Annotated in this window: 13 protein-coding genes; 4 read left to right on the top strand and 9 right to left on the bottom strand. The window is 68.0% G+C overall.

Annotated features, from left to right (window positions below; all coding sequences use genetic code 11):
• Nucleotides 1-196: 196 nt before the first annotated feature.
• Entirely contained in the window at nt 197-2,404 is a 2,208-nt protein-coding gene (locus ACIKT0_RS04585; protein WP_407104205.1) for a GGDEF domain-containing protein, read from the bottom strand.
• 280 nt (nt 2,405-2,684) lie between these two features.
• On the opposite strand from ACIKT0_RS04585, the gene atzF reads away from it, so the two are divergent.
• Nucleotides 2,685-4,520, top strand: a complete 1,836-nt coding sequence (gene atzF, locus ACIKT0_RS04580; RefSeq protein ID WP_407104204.1) for an allophanate hydrolase — start codon at nt 2,685-2,687, stop codon at nt 4,518-4,520.
• A 2-nt stretch (nt 4,521-4,522) separates the two neighbouring features.
• Here the strand turns inward: atzF and ACIKT0_RS04575 are convergent, their stop codons facing one another.
• Together ACIKT0_RS04575 and ACIKT0_RS04570 are read right to left on the bottom strand one after the other, a co-directional pair.
• The gene (locus ACIKT0_RS04575) at nt 4,523-6,016 is read right to left on the bottom strand and encodes a carboxypeptidase M32 (protein ID WP_407104203.1); all 1,494 of its coding nucleotides are present in this window, start codon (nt 6,014-6,016) and stop codon (nt 4,523-4,525) included.
• Nucleotides 6,017-6,086: 70 nt separating this feature from the next.
• The gene (locus ACIKT0_RS04570) at nt 6,087-7,337 is read right to left on the bottom strand and encodes a DUF763 domain-containing protein (RefSeq protein ID WP_407104202.1); all 1,251 of its coding nucleotides are present in this window, start codon (nt 7,335-7,337) and stop codon (nt 6,087-6,089) included.
• A 139-nt stretch (nt 7,338-7,476) separates the two neighbouring features.
• Between ACIKT0_RS04570 and ku (ACIKT0_RS04565) the strand changes: the two genes are divergently transcribed.
• Nucleotides 7,477-8,295 (top strand): non-homologous end joining protein Ku, encoded by an 819-nt coding sequence (gene ku, locus ACIKT0_RS04565; protein WP_407104201.1) that lies wholly within the window; start codon nt 7,477-7,479, stop codon nt 8,293-8,295.
• On the opposite strand, the gene ligD is transcribed toward ku (ACIKT0_RS04565), so the two are convergent.
• Together ligD and ku (ACIKT0_RS04555) are read right to left on the bottom strand one after the other, a co-directional pair.
• Complete coding sequence (ligD, locus tag ACIKT0_RS04560; RefSeq protein ID WP_407104200.1) at nt 8,292-10,820, bottom strand: DNA ligase D; 2,529 nt, start codon at nt 10,818-10,820, stop codon at nt 8,292-8,294. The two genes, ku (ACIKT0_RS04565) and ligD, sit on opposite strands and share 4 nt — an antisense overlap.
• A 2-nt stretch (nt 10,821-10,822) precedes the next feature.
• Nucleotides 10,823-11,683, bottom strand: coding sequence for a non-homologous end joining protein Ku (gene ku / locus ACIKT0_RS04555; RefSeq protein WP_407104199.1), 861 nt, complete (start codon nt 11,681-11,683; stop codon nt 10,823-10,825).
• A 131-nt stretch (nt 11,684-11,814) separates the two neighbouring features.
• Between ku (ACIKT0_RS04555) and ACIKT0_RS04550 the strand changes: the two genes are divergently transcribed.
• Both ACIKT0_RS04550 and ACIKT0_RS04545 read left to right on the top strand, forming a co-directional pair.
• Entirely contained in the window at nt 11,815-12,984 is a 1,170-nt protein-coding gene (locus ACIKT0_RS04550) for a zinc-dependent alcohol dehydrogenase (protein WP_407104198.1), read from the top strand.
• Nucleotides 12,985-13,001: 17 nt separating this feature from the next.
• Entirely contained in the window at nt 13,002-13,793 is a 792-nt protein-coding gene (locus tag ACIKT0_RS04545) for an SDR family NAD(P)-dependent oxidoreductase (protein ID WP_407104197.1), read from the top strand.
• A 39-nt stretch (nt 13,794-13,832) separates the two neighbouring features.
• Here ACIKT0_RS04545 and ACIKT0_RS04540 read toward each other — a convergent pair whose 3' ends face one another.
• The 4 genes from ACIKT0_RS04540 to ACIKT0_RS04525 form a co-directional block, all read right to left on the bottom strand.
• A complete protein-coding gene (locus tag ACIKT0_RS04540; RefSeq protein ID WP_407104196.1) occupies nt 13,833-14,072 on the bottom strand; it encodes a DUF2934 domain-containing protein in 240 nt (79 codons plus the stop codon).
• A gap of 101 nt (nt 14,073-14,173) precedes the next feature.
• Entirely contained in the window at nt 14,174-14,656 is a 483-nt protein-coding gene (gene bfr, locus ACIKT0_RS04535; RefSeq protein WP_183396583.1) for a bacterioferritin, read from the bottom strand.
• A 102-nt stretch (nt 14,657-14,758) separates the two neighbouring features.
• Nucleotides 14,759-15,061: a (2Fe-2S)-binding protein gene (locus ACIKT0_RS04530; RefSeq protein WP_407104195.1), complete on the bottom strand. Its 303-nt coding sequence runs from the start codon at nt 15,059-15,061 to the stop codon at nt 14,759-14,761.
• Nucleotides 15,062-15,204: 143 nt separating this feature from the next.
• On the bottom strand, nt 15,205-16,934 hold a 1,730-nt coding region (locus ACIKT0_RS04525), incomplete at its 5' end, for a sensor histidine kinase (RefSeq protein WP_407104194.1).

Below are 16,934 nucleotides of genomic sequence, written 5' to 3'. Positions count from 1 at the left end.
GAAGGTCACAGGTTCAAATCCTGTCCCCGCAACCAAACAAAAAGCCCGCACAGCCCAAAAGCTGGCGGGCTTTCGTCGTTCTAAACACACACACCATGACAGGCCCACGCGAAAAGGGCATGGGTGAAGGCGGCCGAGGCGGGTCCGGCACACGCGGACCGCACGCAGTCAGCGACGCTGTCGACGGCCGCGGCCGTCAGACAAGACCGCTCGCGACCGATCGGCTCGCGCCAAGGGCGCCGGTCTCGGCGGCGGCCAACTCGGCCCTGTTCCTGCCGTTCAGCTTCGCCCGGTAGAGCGCAGCATCGGCTCTCGCGAGAAAGGCCGACGCGCTTTGATCCTCGAAGAACTGCGCGACGCCGAAGCTGCATGTCAGCGCCCCGACGCCGTCGAACTCCGCCTCGGCGATCGCGGCTCGGAGCGCCTCGGCGATGCGGGCCGCCGCCGATGAATCGGCCCCGGGCAGGAGGATCAGGAACTCTTCGCCGCCCCAACGCGCCAGAAAGTCCGTGCTTCGAACGAACTGACGCGTGAGCGCGGCGATCCGCACCAGCGCGCGGTCTCCGACCGGATGGCCATAGATGTCGTTCACGCTCTTGAAGCGGTCGATGTCGAACACCACCAGCGAGAGCGGGGTGCCGTCGCGTCGCGCGCGGGCGATCTCGTCGGTGAAGGTCTGTTCGAGATGGAGGCGGTTGTGCAGCCCGGTGAGGGGATCTGTCGCCGCCTGCAGGCCGAGTTCGTCGGCCAGCTTCTGGAGCCGCAAGCGCTTGTCCATCTCGACCTCGTCGCGGACGGCGCGCTGGCGCCCGAGGATGTAGATCAGCGCCATGATAGTCACCAGAAGCGTGATGACGATTCCGAGCAGCCGGCTCGCGAAGATCTCCCGCGTCGGCTTCAGGATCACGAGGGACCAGGCGCCATGGGGGGTGGCGCTTCGGCGGACGTAGTCGCGCGCGCCATTGACGCTGGTCCAGCTGTCGTCGGCCACTTCCTGTTTCAGCAGCGGTCGCGCGATTAGGGGCCCGAAGTTTTGCTCCAGCGCCATACGGCGTTCGTCAGAGAGAGGCCAGAGGGTCCGACGCAGATCCGCCGGCCGGTTGGTCATCGCGACGACGCCGTCGGGATTGACGAAGAAGTAGGGCCGGTCAAGGCGCTGGATGTCGCGTTCGAAGCCCTCGAGCGACTTCATGAGCACCGCGACGGCGGCGACCCGCTGGCCATCGCGGACCGGCCGGCTTGCGAGATATCGCGTCTCGACGGTCGCGGGATCGAAGTCGAAGGCGAAGCTCGCACGGTTCGCGAGGGCGTCGCGAAGCGGAGTTGCGGACTCTCGCGCGCCGAGCGGGGGCGCGTCGTCCGAGGCCGCGATGACGCCGCCCTCCGGATTAAGGAGGTACCCGGCGCGGGCGCCCGACGCCTCGACCTGCAGGTTGAGGACTGAGCGGGCCTCGGGCTCGGCAGGGGCGAAGCCGGTGGCGAGCTTCACGATCGAGGGCGAGCCCGCGAGCGCCTTCACCATGCCGTCCACCATGGCGGTCTCGGCGGCCAGCCTGCTGCCCAGAAGATCGATCTCGCCCTGCGCCTGAGCCCGGACATTGGCGCGGTACACGGCGCCGAGATACTCGGTCAGCGTCCATCCGCAGACGAGGATCGCCGCGATCGCGGCAAGGGTCCAGCCGAATTGCCGCCGAAGATAAAGAGCGAACTTTTCGGAGGAGACATCCGCCGCGGCCCGATAGCCCCAGATCACCCAGATGGAGAAGGAGATGCAGCAGGCGAGCACGCCGCGCACCAGCTGGATCGGGACGCCGGTCAGCTCCGCGAACTGGTCGTTGTTGAGATATTGCGCCGGTCCGTAGGACAGCGTTGGCGTGACCAGCCCGCTGGACACGCCGTAAAGCGCGAAGCCCGCTGCGGCGATGAACGTCGCTGTCCTGACGCGGCCGCTGAACACCTTCGCGTGCTGCAGGAACACCAGGGCGGCGGCGATCGAGCCAGGGAAGCCGAGGAAATAGCGCCCGGCCGCTCCGGCGGCCTTCGAGCCCGCGAAGAAGCCTATTAGGGCGACGCCCAGGATCAGCAGGAGGTAGACGCCCCGCCCCGGGACCCGCCAGCCGATCCGCAGCGCCTGCAGACGGGCGAATTCGAGCAAGCAGACGAAGGACGCCGTCATGAGGGCGACCCGGCCTGCGGCGAACCAGGGATGATCGCCGATGATCAGGGCGGCCAGATCGAGCCATTCAAGGCAGCCATGCAGCACGCCGAACAGGCCGAGAGCCCGCCAGGAGCTCGCATGGCTCAAGATTCGCGCGATCGAGAAGCAGATGGCCCCCAGAAGAATGAACGCCAGGCCGTAGAAGAAGAAGATGAAGTCCATCTGGCTGGCGAAAAAGCTGTGCATGGCTTCCTTCAACGAACCGGGCCTCCGCCGCGACGACGCGCGATCACAACGCCGCAGGACCGGTAGGGTGCCGCGCAGGGCCTGGTGATTTGGCGGTAAAGTTGGCGGCAGCTTGCGAGGCGCCCGCGCCGCAGACGTTTGGCGATCACGTCGGGGGGCGTCCGGTCTGCGGCACGGCGCCTCGCGCTCGGCGCGCGACAGGTTCGACACTTCACGGCTGCTGCGTGCTTTGCCATAGGAAGGCGGCCGTGCTTTTCGGCCCAAACATTCGGGAGCGCAGATGACCGCCTCGCTCAGCGACCTTGCGCTGGACCTCTCCTCGCTTCGCTCCGCCTACGCGCAGGGCGCGTCGCCGGAAGCGGTGATCGACGAAGTGTTCGCCCGCATCGACGGCTGCGGGGATCCGGGCATCTTCATCTCGCTCGCCGATCGGACGGCCGCCCGCGCCGCCGCAGCGGCGCTGGGCGCGGCCCCGGATGGCCGGCCGCTCTGGGGCGTGCCTTTCGCGGTCAAGGACAATATCGACGTCGCCGGCCTGCCGACGACGGCCGCATGTCCAGCCTTTGCGTATCAGCCGGAGAAGAGCGCCGTCGCAGTGGAGCGCCTGGTGGCGGCCGGCGCGATCCCCGTCGGCAAGACCAATCTCGATCAGTTCGCCACCGGCCTCGTCGGCCTGCGCACGCCCTATCCGACGCCGCTCAACGCTGTCAGCCCGGACATCGTGCCGGGCGGATCGAGCTCCGGCTCCGCGGTCGCGGTCGCGCGGGGCCTCGTCTCCTTCGCGCTCGGAACGGACACGGCCGGATCGGGTCGCGTTCCGGCCGGGCTCAACAACATCGTGGGCCTGAAGCCGACGCTCGGCGCGATCCCGACCATGGGCGTCGTGCCGGCCTGCCGGACGATCGATTGCGTGTCGGTGTTCGCCCTCTCGGTCGATGACGCCTATGCGGTGTTTTCAGCCTCCTCGGGCTACGAGCCGGCGGACCCGTTCTCGCGCGACGTCCGGGCCTCCACGATCGCGCCGGCGCCTGCGACCTTCAGGATCGCCGTCCCCAACGCGGCGAGCCGCCGGTTCGGCGGAGACCAGGGCGCGGAAGCCGCGTTCGACGCCGCCGTGGCGGATGTCGCGGCGCTCGGAGCCACTCTGGTCGAGCTGGATTTCGAGCCGTTCTTTGCGGTCGCGAGCCTGCTCTATGAGGGTCCCTTCGTGGCGGAGCGCTATGAGGCGATCCGCGGCTTCATCGAAGACCGGCCGGAAGAGATGCACCCCGTGACCCGGGCGATCATCGAATCCGCGCGGCGCTTCGACGCCGCATCGGCCTTCGGGGCCCAGTACCGCCTGGCGGAGATGCGGCGGGAGCTTTCTTCCGTCTGGGCCGGCGTGGACGCCATGCTGGTCCCCACCTTCCCGCGTCCACGGACGGTCGCCGAGGTGGCGGCCGAGCCGGTCCGGCTCAACAGCGAATTCGGGACCTACACGAACTTCGTGAACCTGCTCGACCTCTGCGCCCTGGCCGTCCCGGCCCGGCCGCGGCCCGACGGCCTGCCGGCAGGCGTCACGCTGATAGCCCCGGCCGGCGCGGACGCGCGGCTCGCCGCCCTTGGCGAGAAGATCCACGCGATGGGCGGAACGCCGCTTGGCGCCACTGGCCGTCAGCCGGCTCCGGCGCCTGACCGGGCGGGAGCGCGCGCTGCGGCAGGGGAGATCGAGCTCGTGGTGGTGGGCGCGCATCTCTCCGGCATGAAGCTCAATGGCGAACTGACGGGCTGCGGCGCACGCTTCCTGCGCGCGAGCCAGACGACGCCAGACTACCGGCTGTTCGCGCTTGAAGGCGCCATTCCGCGGCCCGGCCTGCTGCGGGTCGCGGATGGGCAGGGCGCGGCGATCGCGACGGAGGTCTGGGCGTTGCCGCCGGAGGGTTTTGGCCGGTTCGTCGCCGGCATCGGCGCGCCTCTCGGGATCGGCGTGGTACGGCTCGCCGACGGCTCGACGCCCAAGGGCTTTTTGGCGGAGGCCGAGGGCGTCAAGGGCGCCAAGGAAATCACCGACTTCGGCGGTTGGCGCGCCTATATGGCCGGGACCGCGGCGGCGGCCCCGGTCGGGGGAGCGTCCTAGGCCTACGCCTCCTCGACATAGCGCCGGCGCAGATGCGCCTTGAACACCGCCGGATCCAGCGTCCGGCCAGTGGCCTGGATCAGCAGTTCGTCCGTCTCGAGGAGGGACGCGTGCGCGTGGACGTTGGCGCGCAGCCAACCGAGCAACGGCGCGAAGTCGCCGCGTTCGATGCCCGAGGGGATGTCCGGAACGGCGCGCCGCGCGGCGTCGAACAGCTGCGCCGCCGTCAGCGCGCCGAGCGTGTAGGTGGGGAAATAGCCCCAGCCGCCGCTCGGCCAATGGATGTCCTGCAGGCAGCCGACCCGATCGTTCGGCGGCGTGAGGCCCAGAAGCTCCTTCATCTGCGCGTTCCAGGCGGCGGGCAGTTCGGCCAGCGGCAGATCGTCGGCGATCAGCGCCTTCTCCAGCCGGTACCGAAGGATCACATGGGCCGGATAGGTCACCTCGTCGGCGTCGACCCGGATGAAACCCGGCGTCACCCGGGTGTAGCGGCGCCAAACCGCGTCCGGCTCCCAGCCGGGGCCTGAGGTGCCGAACGCGTCGCGCATGATCGGCGCGGCGAAGCGGAGGAACTCGCGGCTTCGACAGGCCTGCATCTCGATCAGCAGCGACTGACTCTCGTGCAGGCTCATGCCGCGCGCGTGGCCGACCGGCTGGCTCATCCAGCCTTGCGGGCGCCCCTGCTCATAGAGCGCATGGCCGGTCTCGTGCAGCACGCCCATCAGCGCGCTGGAAAAATCGTCCTCGTCGTAACGGGTGGTGATCCGCACATCGTCGTCCGCGCCGCCGCAAAACGGGTGCGCCGAGACGTCGAGCCGGCCACGATCGAAATCGTAGCCGAGCGCCTCCATCATCCTGACGCCGAGGGCGCGCTGGGTCTCCACCGGGAAGGGCCCCTGCGGCTCGGCGTCGGTCGGCCGCCGCGCCTGGGCGGCCAGAACCTCGTCCAGCAGGTCGGGCAGGAACGCCGCCAGATCGTCGAACAGCCTGTCGATCTGCTGGGAGCGGCCGCCAGGCTCATAATCGTTGAGCAGCGCGTCGTAGGGCGAAAGACCGAGCTTCTCTCCCTTGGCCCGGCCGATCTCGCGCTGCAGCCGAAGCACCTCGGAGAGGTGAGGCAGCAGGCCGACGAAATCGGAATCCTGCCGGGCCTGCCGCCACGCCATCTCGCATGTCGAGGTGGCTCTGCTCGAGGCTTCGACCAGATCCGCCGGCAGCGCGGTCTCGGCCGTCCAGACGCGCCGGATCTCGCGCAGATTGGCGCGCTCCCAGGCGCCCAGCCCGCCATCCGCTTCGGCCTCGCTGAGCCAGTCGCCGATGCGCGGGTCGGTCGCCATGCCGTGGCGGAGCACCTGCAGGAGCGCGACGCTTTCCGCGCGCCGAGGCGCCGCGCCCTTGGGCATCACGGCGGCGTTGTCCCAGTGCAGGATGCCAAGCGCGTTCGAGAGCGCGGCGATCCGGCCGTGGTGCGCGGAGAGCTCGGAGTAGGCGGTCATGGAGATTCCAGGAGGTCTCAGGAACGGGACCGATATCGCAGACCGCCGCGGTCCGCGTCCAGACGCAGCCTCAGGCCGCCGAAGCATCCTCGGGCGGCGGCTCCCAGCCGAACACGCTGCGCCCGCCATAGTCGTGCGAACGCCGCCGCTCCTCCGCCACGAAGGCGTCCAGCGACGGACCTGTCGCGTGGCGCTCGGCCTGTCGGGCCTGCGCGTCGAGCCGCCTGATCGCCGCGAGTTCGTCCTCGCGCCCGAGCTTCGCCTTGCGGACGGCCGACTTCAGCACGTCGATGGTCTGGTCATAGACCTTGAGCGGGACCGGAAACGGATGACGGTCCTTGCCGCCATGCGCCAGGGAGAAGCGAGCCGGATCGCTGAAGCGGCAGGGGGCGCCATGCACCACCTCCGCCACCATGGCGAGGGCCTCGACCGTGCGTGCCCCGACCCCCGGAACGAGCAGAAGGTCGGAGAAATCCTGAGGTCCGCGCTCGGCCGCAGCGGCCAGTGCGCCGTGCAGCCGGCGGAGGTTCACGTCTGCAGGTCGGACGTCATGGCGCGCCGGCATGACGAGATGCGGCAGGAGCGGCTGCTCCGGCTCAGGCGCCGCCGAGGCCGGCTGCAGCCGGGCAAGCTCGTCCACGATCGTCTCGGGCGGCAGGGTCTGCAGAAGCTCTATCTGGCCGCGGCGCGAAGCCTCTGCGCGGCGGTCCGTGAGGTTCACGATCTGGCCGCCGGGCGCGCCCTCGATCGCGGCGTGCGGCTGATCGAGGAAGTCCTTCAGCCCTTCGGACAGCCAGTGATAGCGCCGGGCCTGCCGCGCGTCGCCGTTCATGCCCTGCTGAACGACGGTCCAGTTGCCGTCGTCGGTCACGATGAAGCCATGGAGGTAGAGGTCGAAGCCGTCCTGCACGGCCGCCCCGTCGACCTTGGCGACCAGGCGGCTCGCCTGCGCGAGTGCCGCTCCGTCGAACCCGACCCTGTCGCCGATGGCGGCAAGTTCAGCCGGCGTCAGTCGGGACTGCTTCCCGCGGCCGCCACACACATGGATGCCGAGTTCGCCCGACAGCGGTGCAAGCCCGCGCTTGAGCGAGCCGATCACGCTCGTGGTGACGCCGGAGGAGTGCCAGTCCATCCCCATCACGGCACCGAAGGACTGGAACCAGAACGGGTGGGCGAGGCGGCGCAGCAGCTCGTCTCGACCATAGTGATGGATGATCGCTTCCGAGATGACGGCGCCGAGGCGTGTCATGCGCTCGCCGAGCCAGCGCGGAACGCGGCCGCCATGCAGCGGCAGATCGGCGCTTCCGGCGCGTGTCGCCATCTCTCATCCTCGCATCGAGTTCCGCAAACGTTCTAGCACGGGCGCGTCGGAACCGCTTCTCGCCCCAACAAGCCGCCGACCATCGGAACCCGCGCGGCGCGCAGCCGTTCAGTTTGGTCGTACAGAGGAGTTCGGCGTCATGGCCTCGCGCGTCTTCTGGAAGGGCTACCTGAAGCTCTCGCTCGTGACCTGTCCGGTCGCCATGACGCCTGCGACGACCGAGAGCGAGCGCGTGCGCTTCCACACGCTCAACCGCAAGACCGGAAACCGCATCGCGAGCCACTACGTCGACTCGGTGACCGGCAAGGATGTTGATCCGGGCAGCGAGGTGAAGGGCTACGAGCGCGGCGAGAATGAGTACGTCATGCTGGAGGACGACGAGATCGACGCGGTGGCGCTCGAAAGCACGCATACGATCGACATCCAGACCTTCGCGCCGCGGGAGTCCATCGGCTGGATCTGGTACGACCGGCCGCATTACCTCGCGCCGAACGACGAGGTCGGAGAAGAGGCCTTTGGCGTGATCCGGGAGGCGATGGCGGCGACCGACGTCGTGGGCATCTCGCGGCTCGTGATGTACCGCCGCGAGCGCGCGGTCCTGCTGGAGCCTCGCGGCAAGGGAATTGTGCTCTGGACGTTGCGTTACGGCGACGAGGTTCGGGACGAGGCCGAATACTTCCCCGACAAGTCCCAGAAGGTCGACCCGAAGGCGCTCTCTCTCGTCGAGAAGCTGATCGCGGAGCGCACGACGGACTGGTCGCCGGAGATGGTGGCCGACCCTGTGCAGGCCACCCTCCTGGAACTGATCGCCTCCAAGAAGAAGGGCCGCAAGAAGGCGGCGCGTCCGAAGGACGAACCCGCCGAAGCGCCCGCCGGCAACGTGGTCAACATCATGGACGCGCTGCGCAAGAGCCTCGCGGCCGAGGGCAAGAAGGGAGGCAAGGGCGGGTCCCGCTAGGCGGCGCGCTTCCTCTTCGTCTTGGGCGAACCGCCGGCGATCGGCAGCGGTTTGGCTGCCGCGCGGAAATCCGCCCAGGGGTCGGCGGCCAGCGACGCGAGCCGGGTCGGGGCGTTGTCGACCGTGAAGTAGGCGGGCCCGATCGCTGGTCCCAGTTCGCTCCAGTCGAGCGGCATCGACACCGCGGCCCCCGGCCGCGCACGGGTGGAGTAGGGCGCGACAGCCGTGGCTCCGCGTCCGTTGCGCAGGTAGTCGACCAGGATCTTGCCCTTGCGCTTCGACTTGGTGACCGTGGCCACGTAGCGGTCCGGCTCGTCGGCCGCCATCGACTCCGCGAGGGCCTTCGTGAAGGGCTTGACCACGTCCCAGGTCGCCTGCGGCTTCAGCGGCGACACCACATGCAGGCCCTTGCCGCCGGAAGTCTTCACGAAGGCGGCGAGCCCGGCGGCCTCAAGCCGCCGCTTCACCTCGAAGGCGGCCGAGATGATCTCCTCCCATGGGACGTCCTCGCCCGGATCGAGGTCCATGATGATCATGTCCGGCGTCTCGAGCGCCGCGATCGTCGACCCCCAGGGGTGGATCTCCAGCACGCCGCCTTGGACCAGACCTATCAGTCCGTCGCGGTCGTTGATCATCACGAGCGGCTCGTCGGACTTGTCCTTCGGATCGTCGAAGACGCCGATCGCCCGGTTCATCCCCTTCCAACGATGCTTTTGGAAGAAGCACTGGTCCGTCACTCCTCCGGGGCACCGCAGCAGGGAAAGCGGCCGCGCGACCACAAAGGGCGCGATGTGGGGCCAGACCTCCATGTAGTAGTCCGCAAGACCCTGCTTGGTGACGCCGACGTCCGGCCAGTACACCCGGTTCGGATGGGTGAGAGTGACGGAGGACGGGCGCTGCGGGGTCTTGCCCTCCGGCGCCTCCGTCTCTCGCACCACCTCCGCAGCCGGCTTGTCCTCCCGCAGCCCGCGGAAGGCGGCGTGGCGGAGATGCCGGTCCGCCGTCCAAGCCCGGAACTCGATCTCCGCCACCAGTTCCGGCTTGACGTAGCGGACCTGCCGCGCCTCGTCGGCGGTGAGGCGATCGGCGAAGGGCGAGGCCTTCTGCTCGAGAGGCTCGAGCCTGTTCAGAAGGTCTTCGGCGACCTTCACGCTGAAGCCGGTGCCGACGCGCCCGACATGGCGCAGTTCGCCTTCCTCGAAAGCGCCGAGCACCAGCGAACCGATCGCGCGGCGCGACGTGCTCGAGGGGGTGAAGCCGCCGATCACGAACTCCTGGCGGTCAGAACATTTGGATTTGACCCAGGTCTTCCCGCGCCCGGAGCGATAGGGCGCGTCGGCCTGTTTGGACACCACGCCTTCGAGGCTCAGGCGGCAGGCGTGCTGCAGGACCAAGTCGCCGTTCTCGGGGAAGTGTTCGGAGCATCGGACGCGGCCCGCGTCCTTGCCGATCAGTTGCGAGAGAGCGGCCTTGCGGTCGAGCAAGGAGCAGGGGGTGAGGTCGTAGCCATCGAGGTGGAGCAGGTCGAAAGCGTAGAACGTAAATCGATCCTGCCGTCCCTCGCTGAGATCCGCCTGAAGCGCCGAGAAATCGGAGGCGCCGGCGCCGTTCTCGACGACCATCTCGCCGTCTATCAGGGCCGTCGACGCCGGGAGCGCCGCCAGCGCCTCCGTTACCGTCGTGCCGAACTTGGAGGTCCAGTTCAGCCCGCTGCGGGTGAGCAGCCTGACCTCGCCGTTCTCGATCCGCGCCTGCAGCCGATATCCATCGAACTTGATCTCGTGGATCCAGCGCGAGCCCTTCGGAGCCTTGGCGGCGAGAGTCGCAAGCGCGGGCTCCACGAAGGAGGGCAGGCTCGCCTTCTTGGCTTTCGTTACCCTGGAAGGGTCCAGGCCGCCTGCGGCAGGCTCGGCGGCGTCCGCTTCGATCCGGCCCGTCTTTGAGGACCAGCCGGGCGGCTCGCCCTTGAGGTCCTCGATCAGCCGCCCGGTCTTCACCGACTCCGGCCGCTCTTCGAGGATGTCCGGATCGGCTTCCGTCCGGGCCTCTTCGTCGTCGCCCTTTATGAGCAGCCAGTTCTCGTGCTTCTCGCCCTTGCGCGGCGCCATCCGCACGAGGTGCCAGCGTCCCCGAAGCTTCTCGCCATGGATCTCGAATTCCAGATGGCCCTTGGCGAATCCCTTCGCGGCGTCCCCGATCGGCGACCAGCTCCCGCGATCCCACAGGATGACCGAACCGCCGCCATACTCGCCCTTCGGGATCGTGCCTTCGAAGTCGCCATATTCGAGCGGATGATCCTCCACGTGGACCGAAAGACGCTTCTCGCCCGGCACGAGGCTTGGCCCCTTGGCCACGGCCCAGCTTTTCAGAACGCCTTCATATTCGAGGCGCAGATCGTAATGCAGCCGGCTCGCCGCATGCTTCTGGATGAGGTAGCCGTGGCCGGCGCTCTGCGGCGCGTCCGAACCCGCGGGCTCCTTTGTCTTGCTGAAGTCGCGCTTGCGGCGGTAGGTCTCGAGCGCCATCGTCAGCTCGCCTTGCGCCGCGGCTCCGCGGCCTTCTTCCGGGCGGCCGGCTTGGCGCGGGGCGCCTTCTTGGCGTCGCTGGGCTTGCCCGACGCCCCGGCGCTCAGTCGAAGCGCCTCCATCAGATCGACGACCTTGGAGGCGGGAGCCTTCTTCGGCGGGGCGATCTTGCGCCCCTCCATCTTGGCCTTCACTAGTTCCGCCAACGCGCTCTCGTAACGATCATCGAAGGCCTTGGGATCGAACTCGCCGCGCTTGGTGTCGATGATGTGCCGCGCGAGGTCGAGCATCTCGCCCTTGATGCTGAAGTCGTGGATGTCCGAGAAGGCCTCCTCGGCGGACCGGACTTCGTAGTCGAAGTTCAGCGTCGTCGCGATCAGACCGCTTCCGTGCGGCCGTATCAGCAGGGTCCGGACCCGGCGAAATAGAACGGTGCTTGCGAGAGCCGCGACCTTCTTCTTCCGCATGCCTTCGCGAATGAGGCTGTACGCCTCCTCGGCCGACCGGTCAGTCGGCGCCAGATAGTACGGCTTGTCGAAATAGACGTCGTCGACGTCGCTGCAGCCGATGAAAGCCTCGATCGCCAGCGTCTTGTCGCTTTGCGGAACCGCCGCGGCTACTTCCTCGGGCTCGAGCGTCACATACTCGCCCTGCGCGACCTCATAGCCCTTGATCTGGTCGTCCCGCTCGACGGGCTTGCCCGTTTCGGCGTCGACGAATTCGCGCCGCACGCGATGACCCGTGTCGCGGTTGAGCGTGTGGAACGCGATGCGGTCGGACGTCGACGCGGCGGTGTACAGGCCCACCGGGCAGGTCACCTCGCCGACCTTGAGAAAGCCCTTCCAATTGGCGCGTGGGGCCACGCTTCGCCTCCCGATGACAGAGGCGAACGTCGCCCCGAGGCTTTGGTTCCCAAGGCGGCGGCGGGAGATCGCGGGGAACGTTTCGGGGTTTCCGGCCTTCTAAACCCGAGGCATCGACAGGGAGGACATTGATGAAGGCGCTCACGTGGCACGGCAAAGGCGACATCCGGTGCGAGAGCGTGCCTGATCCGACGATCCAGCACGGACGCGACGCCATCATCAAGGTGACCGCCTGCGCGATCTGCGGTTCAGATCTGCATCTTTACAACGGCGTGATCCCGACGATGCAGAGCGGCGACGTTCTGGGCCACGAGTCGATGGGAGAGGTCGTCGAAGTCGGGCCCGACAACAAGGAGCTGAAGATCGGCGACCGCGTGGTCGTGCCCTTCACCATCTCGTGCGGCCAGTGTTTCTTCTGCAAGCGCGGCTTCTACTCCGGCTGCGAGCGCTCAAATCCGAATAGCGAGATCGCCCGCAAGATGTGGGGCGCCTCGCCCGCCGGCCTGCTCGGCTACTCGCACATGCTGGGCGGCTACGCGGGCGGCCAGGCCGAATATCTGCGCGTGCCCTACGCTGACGTCGGACCCATCAAAGTGCCGTCCGGGCTCACTGACGAGCAGGTGCTGTTCCTCTCGGACATCTTTCCGACCGGCTACATGGCCGCCGATTTCTGCGACATCCAGCGGGGCGACACGATCGCCATCTGGGGCTGCGGCCCCGTTGGCCAGATGGCGATCCGCAGCGCCTTTCTGCTGGGCGCGGAGCGGGTCCTGGCGGTCGACACCGTGCCCGAGCGGCTCGCTCTGGCGCGCGAGGCCGGGGCCGAGACCATCGATTTCATGAATGAGGACGTCTACGAGCGCATTCGGGAGCTCACGAACGGCAGGCTGGCGGACGCCTGCATCGATGCGGTCGGAACCGAGGCGGCCGCGACGGCGAGCTTCGACAGCCTGGTGGATCGCGTGAAGATGGCGACCTTCATGGGCACCGACCGGCCGCATGTCCTCCGCCAGGCGATCCACTGCTGCCGCAACTTCGGCACCGTCTCGATCGTGGGCGTCTATGGCGGCTTCCTGGACAAGGTGCCGATGGGCTCCGCGATCAATCGGGGCCTGACCTTCAGGATGGCCCAGACCCCCGTCCAAAAGTACCTGCCCACTCTGCTCCAGCGGATCGAAAAGGGTGAGATCGACCCCTCGTTCGTCATCACCCATACGGCGACGCTCGAAGATGGGCCGGAGCTCTACCAGAAGTTCCGCGACAAACAGGACGGCTGCATCAAGGTCGTCATGAAACCCTGAAGCGTCAGGAAGGTCCTATGGCTTCCACGAATCCGCCACGGCCGCTTGCGGTCGTCACCGGCGCGTCGACCGGCATTGGCTACGAACTTGCGCTTGTCTGCGCCAAGAACGGCTTCGACCTGGTGGTCGCGGCCGACGAGCCGCAAATCGAGGAAGCCGCGGAGGCCTTCAAGGCGTTCGCCGGGCGGGTCGTCACCGTACAGGCCGATCTGGCGACCACGGAGGGCAACGACAAGCTGATCGCCGCGATCGGCGAGAGGCCGGTCGACGCGCTGCTCGCCAATGCCGGAACCGGGCTTGGCGGGCCTTTCCTCGACCAGGATTTCGTCCGCGTGCGGCAGATCGTGGATACGAACATCACCGGGACGATCTATCTGATCCAGAGGATCGGCGCGCAGATGCGCGCCCGAGGCGAGGGGCGGATCCTCATCACGGGCTCGATCGCCGGCTTCATGCCAGGCTCCTTCCAGGCCGTGTACAACGGCTCAAAGGCCTTCCTGGACAGCTTCTCTTTCGCGATCAGGAACGAGCTCAAGGATACCGGCGTCACGGTGACCTGCCTGATGCCGGGCGCCACCGAGACGGACTTCTTCGAGCGCGCCGATATGCTCGACACCAAGCTCGCCACGCAGAAGAAGCAGGATGCCGCCGAGGTCGCGGAAATCGGCTTCAAGGCCATGATGAAGGGGCTGGGCGACGTCGTGACGGGCTGGCAGAACAAGCTGCAATCGGCGATCGCGAACGTCATTCCCGCCGGCGTGACGGCGCAACTGCACCGCCGCATGGCCGAGCCAGGCTCCGGCGGGTAGGGCAACGGCCGGCGCGGTTCGCCGCGCCGGCGTCCCTGATCAACTGGGTTGGTTCTCGCCCGGCGCGCCCGCAGGCGAGTCTCCCTGAGCTTCGGCCGTCTTGGATTGCGGGTCCTCGGGTGGCGGGACCGCAGCCGACGACACCGACGGCCAGCTCGACCCGCCGCTCAGTTCGCTTTCGGCCTGGGCCCAGTGCTGGTCGTGGCGGCCTTCAGGTCGCCCCTCCGAGAGCCAGATCTCATGGGCGCGTTCTCGGATATTCTCGATCTTGGGATCCATGACACTCCTCCATCGAGACGAATGAAGGAGCGTCGCCGCGGATTTGTTCCGATCCCGCAGGCAGGCCGCGGGCGCGACAGTGTGCGCCCGCTTTCGGCGCCTCAGTCGTCGTGCAGCTCGCCGATGTGGCGCTGGGCGTACAGCTGCTCGCCGAGCTGGGCCACGAGATTCAGCTGCGTCTCGAGGAAGTCGATGTGACCTTCCTCATCCGCCATAAGCTCCTCGAACAGATCGCGGCTCGGGTAGTCCGCCACGGTTGCGCAATAGGTGGCGGCTTCCTGATAGAGCTTGCGAGCCTCGTACTCGGCGGCGAGGTCGCACTCGAGGACTTCCTTGATGCTCTGGCCGATCCGAAGCGGGTCGAGCACCTGAAGATTGGGGAAGCCTTCGAGGAAGATGATGCGCGTGACGAACTTGTCCGCGTGGTTCATCTCTTCGATGGACTCGGCGCGCCACTTCTTCGCGAGCTCCGTGTATCCCCAATCGTCCAGCATGCGATAATGCAGCCAGTACTGATTGATGGCCGTGAGCTCCGAGCGAAGGCCCCGGTTCAGAAACTCGATGACTTTGGCGTCGCCCTTCATGGCGCTCTCCTGCAGTTCGTCCGCGACCAGTTAGAAGTGTTCTAAACTCGCGCGGCCGCGGCCGCAAGGGCGGAGAGGCTGGAAGCGGCTGAGCGGCAGGAGCTAGCGTCGGCGATCCACGGTCGCGACTTCGACCACGTCACCGGACATGCCGAGCACGTCGCCGGAGCCATGCGTCACCGCGGGGAAGGCGGCGGGGCAAGCCCCGCAGGCGGTCTCGGCTGGCTGCTCAAGACCCTTGATGTCGGCCAGCATGGCCTTGATGGTCCGGGCGCAGCGTCCGCATTGCGGGCTGCAGCCCAGGCATCGATAGACCTGACCGGGCGTCTGCGGGTTCGCCGCAGGATCGCCGATGGTGTTCTTGATCTGCGCCGCGCTTAAAACGTTGCACGAACAAACGATCATGACGTGTCCAACTCAGCGCGCGCTTACGAGTAGTTTGGAAGATCTCTAAACTACTGTTCTCACTCGTTATTTGCTCATATCGTGAGCGCTGAGCGAGAGTCAACGGCGCATCGGCGCGACGTCCTTCGGGACCGACCAGGTGATCAGTCGGCAAGGACGCGCGCGGTAGGAAACGTCACCTCCACCACAGTGCCGACGCCAACTTCGCTCTGCATGGAGAACAGCGCCTGGTTGGCTTCGGCGAGCGCCTTGGTGAGGGGCAGGCCGCCGCCGGGTTCCGAGTCCTTGCTCGCCGTCAGCGGCCGGAACGGCTCCACGGCTTTCGCAAGGTCCCTCGGCGACATCCCGGCGCCGGAGTCGCGGATCCGGACCACGGCCTGCCCCGCGTCCGTGAACACCGTGGCGGCGATCACCTGGCCGCCGGGGCGGCTCAGCTTCACCGCGTTGGCGAGCAGATTGGTCAACACCTGTCGCAGCGTTTTCCGGTCGGCCAGCACCGGCGGCAGCGTGCGCGCCAGGGAGGTCCGGATGATGACGCGGTCGCGGTTCGCCTGCGGCTGCAACAGCGCAGCCGCCTGGGACAGCGCCTCGTTCAGATCGACCGGCGCGAAATCAAGCTGGAGCCGCCCGGTCTCCACCCGCGCGAGCTCGAGCAGATCCCCGACTAGAGCGATGAGGTGGTGGCCGGCTTGGCGGATGTCGCGCAGATAGTCCCTGTAGCGCGAGTTGCCGACCGCCCCGAAGCGCTCCTCGATCATCACGTCCGCGAAGCCGATGATCGCGGTGAGCGGGGTGCGGATCTCGTGCGCCACGCGGGTCAGGAACTCGGATTTCTGCGCGTTGGCGCGCTCGGCCTGGCGCTTGGCGGCGAGCAGCTCCTCCTCGGCCTTCTTCCAGTGCGTGATGTCCCGCAGCACCGCGCAATAGCGGCCCTCATGGGCCGGCCCGATGCGCCCGATGGTGAGATAGAGCGGGATCGCGCCGCCCTGGCTCGCGAGGCCGAGCACCTCGCGCCCGTCGTTCAGAATGGCCGCGACGCCGCTGCCCTTCAGGCTGTCGAGATAGTCGAACGCCACCCGGCGGCTTTCCGGCGCGAGCGACAGCGTGAACAGGCTGCCGATCACCTTGCGGGCGTCGATCCCGAACAGCGCCTGCGCGCTGCGGTTGACCGACAGGATGCGTCCGGCGGAATCCAGCGTCATGACCCCGTCGGTGGCGGTGTCGAGGATCTCCGCCATCTCCTTCTCGCGCTGGATCGCGGAATGGACCTCCGCGGAGTAGCCCTCGGCCCGCTTCAGCGTCACCAGCGTCGCCGGGGCGCCGCGCCAGCTGATCGCGTTCAGCCGCGCCTCGACGTCGATCTCCAGCCCGTCCTGGGCCAGCACCCGAAGGTTCGAGGGCGCGGCGTCGTCCCGGGGCAGCTGCTCGGCGAACAGATCTCCGGCGCCGCGCGAGACCAGGCTGGCGAGGTCGCTGTGGCCGAGCATGTCGAGCGCCGGGCGGTTGGCGTGCGCGACCTCTCCGGCGCGCAGGATCAGGGCGCCGAGCGGCAGCTTGTCCAGCACCCGCAGCAGATCGTCCGCATAGGAGGCGTCCGGCGCCCGGCCGTCGATGTCGTCGAGCGTCCAGTCCGTCGGCGGATTGGCCGGAACCACCATTTCGGCGGTCTCCGGGAGCGATGCCGCCGGGCGCTCCGGCGTCTCCTGCGAGAGCCGCCCGCTGAAGCCGCGAAGGCGGCGCGCGATCTCGTCGAACGCGGTCTCCTCCACCGTCGAGAGCCCGTGCGGCGGCGCTGGCCGCGGCGCGATCGCGGGGTCCCGCAGCTTGATGACGTTGCCTTCGAAGGCTTCGGCCGGCTGAGGCAGCGAGACGA

The sequence above is a fragment of the Hansschlegelia beijingensis genome (assembly GCF_045505405.1).
Taxonomy (GTDB): Bacteria; Pseudomonadota; Alphaproteobacteria; order Rhizobiales; family Methylopilaceae; genus Methylopila; species Methylopila beijingensis_A.
This window is presented reverse-complemented; position numbering and strand designations above follow the sequence as displayed.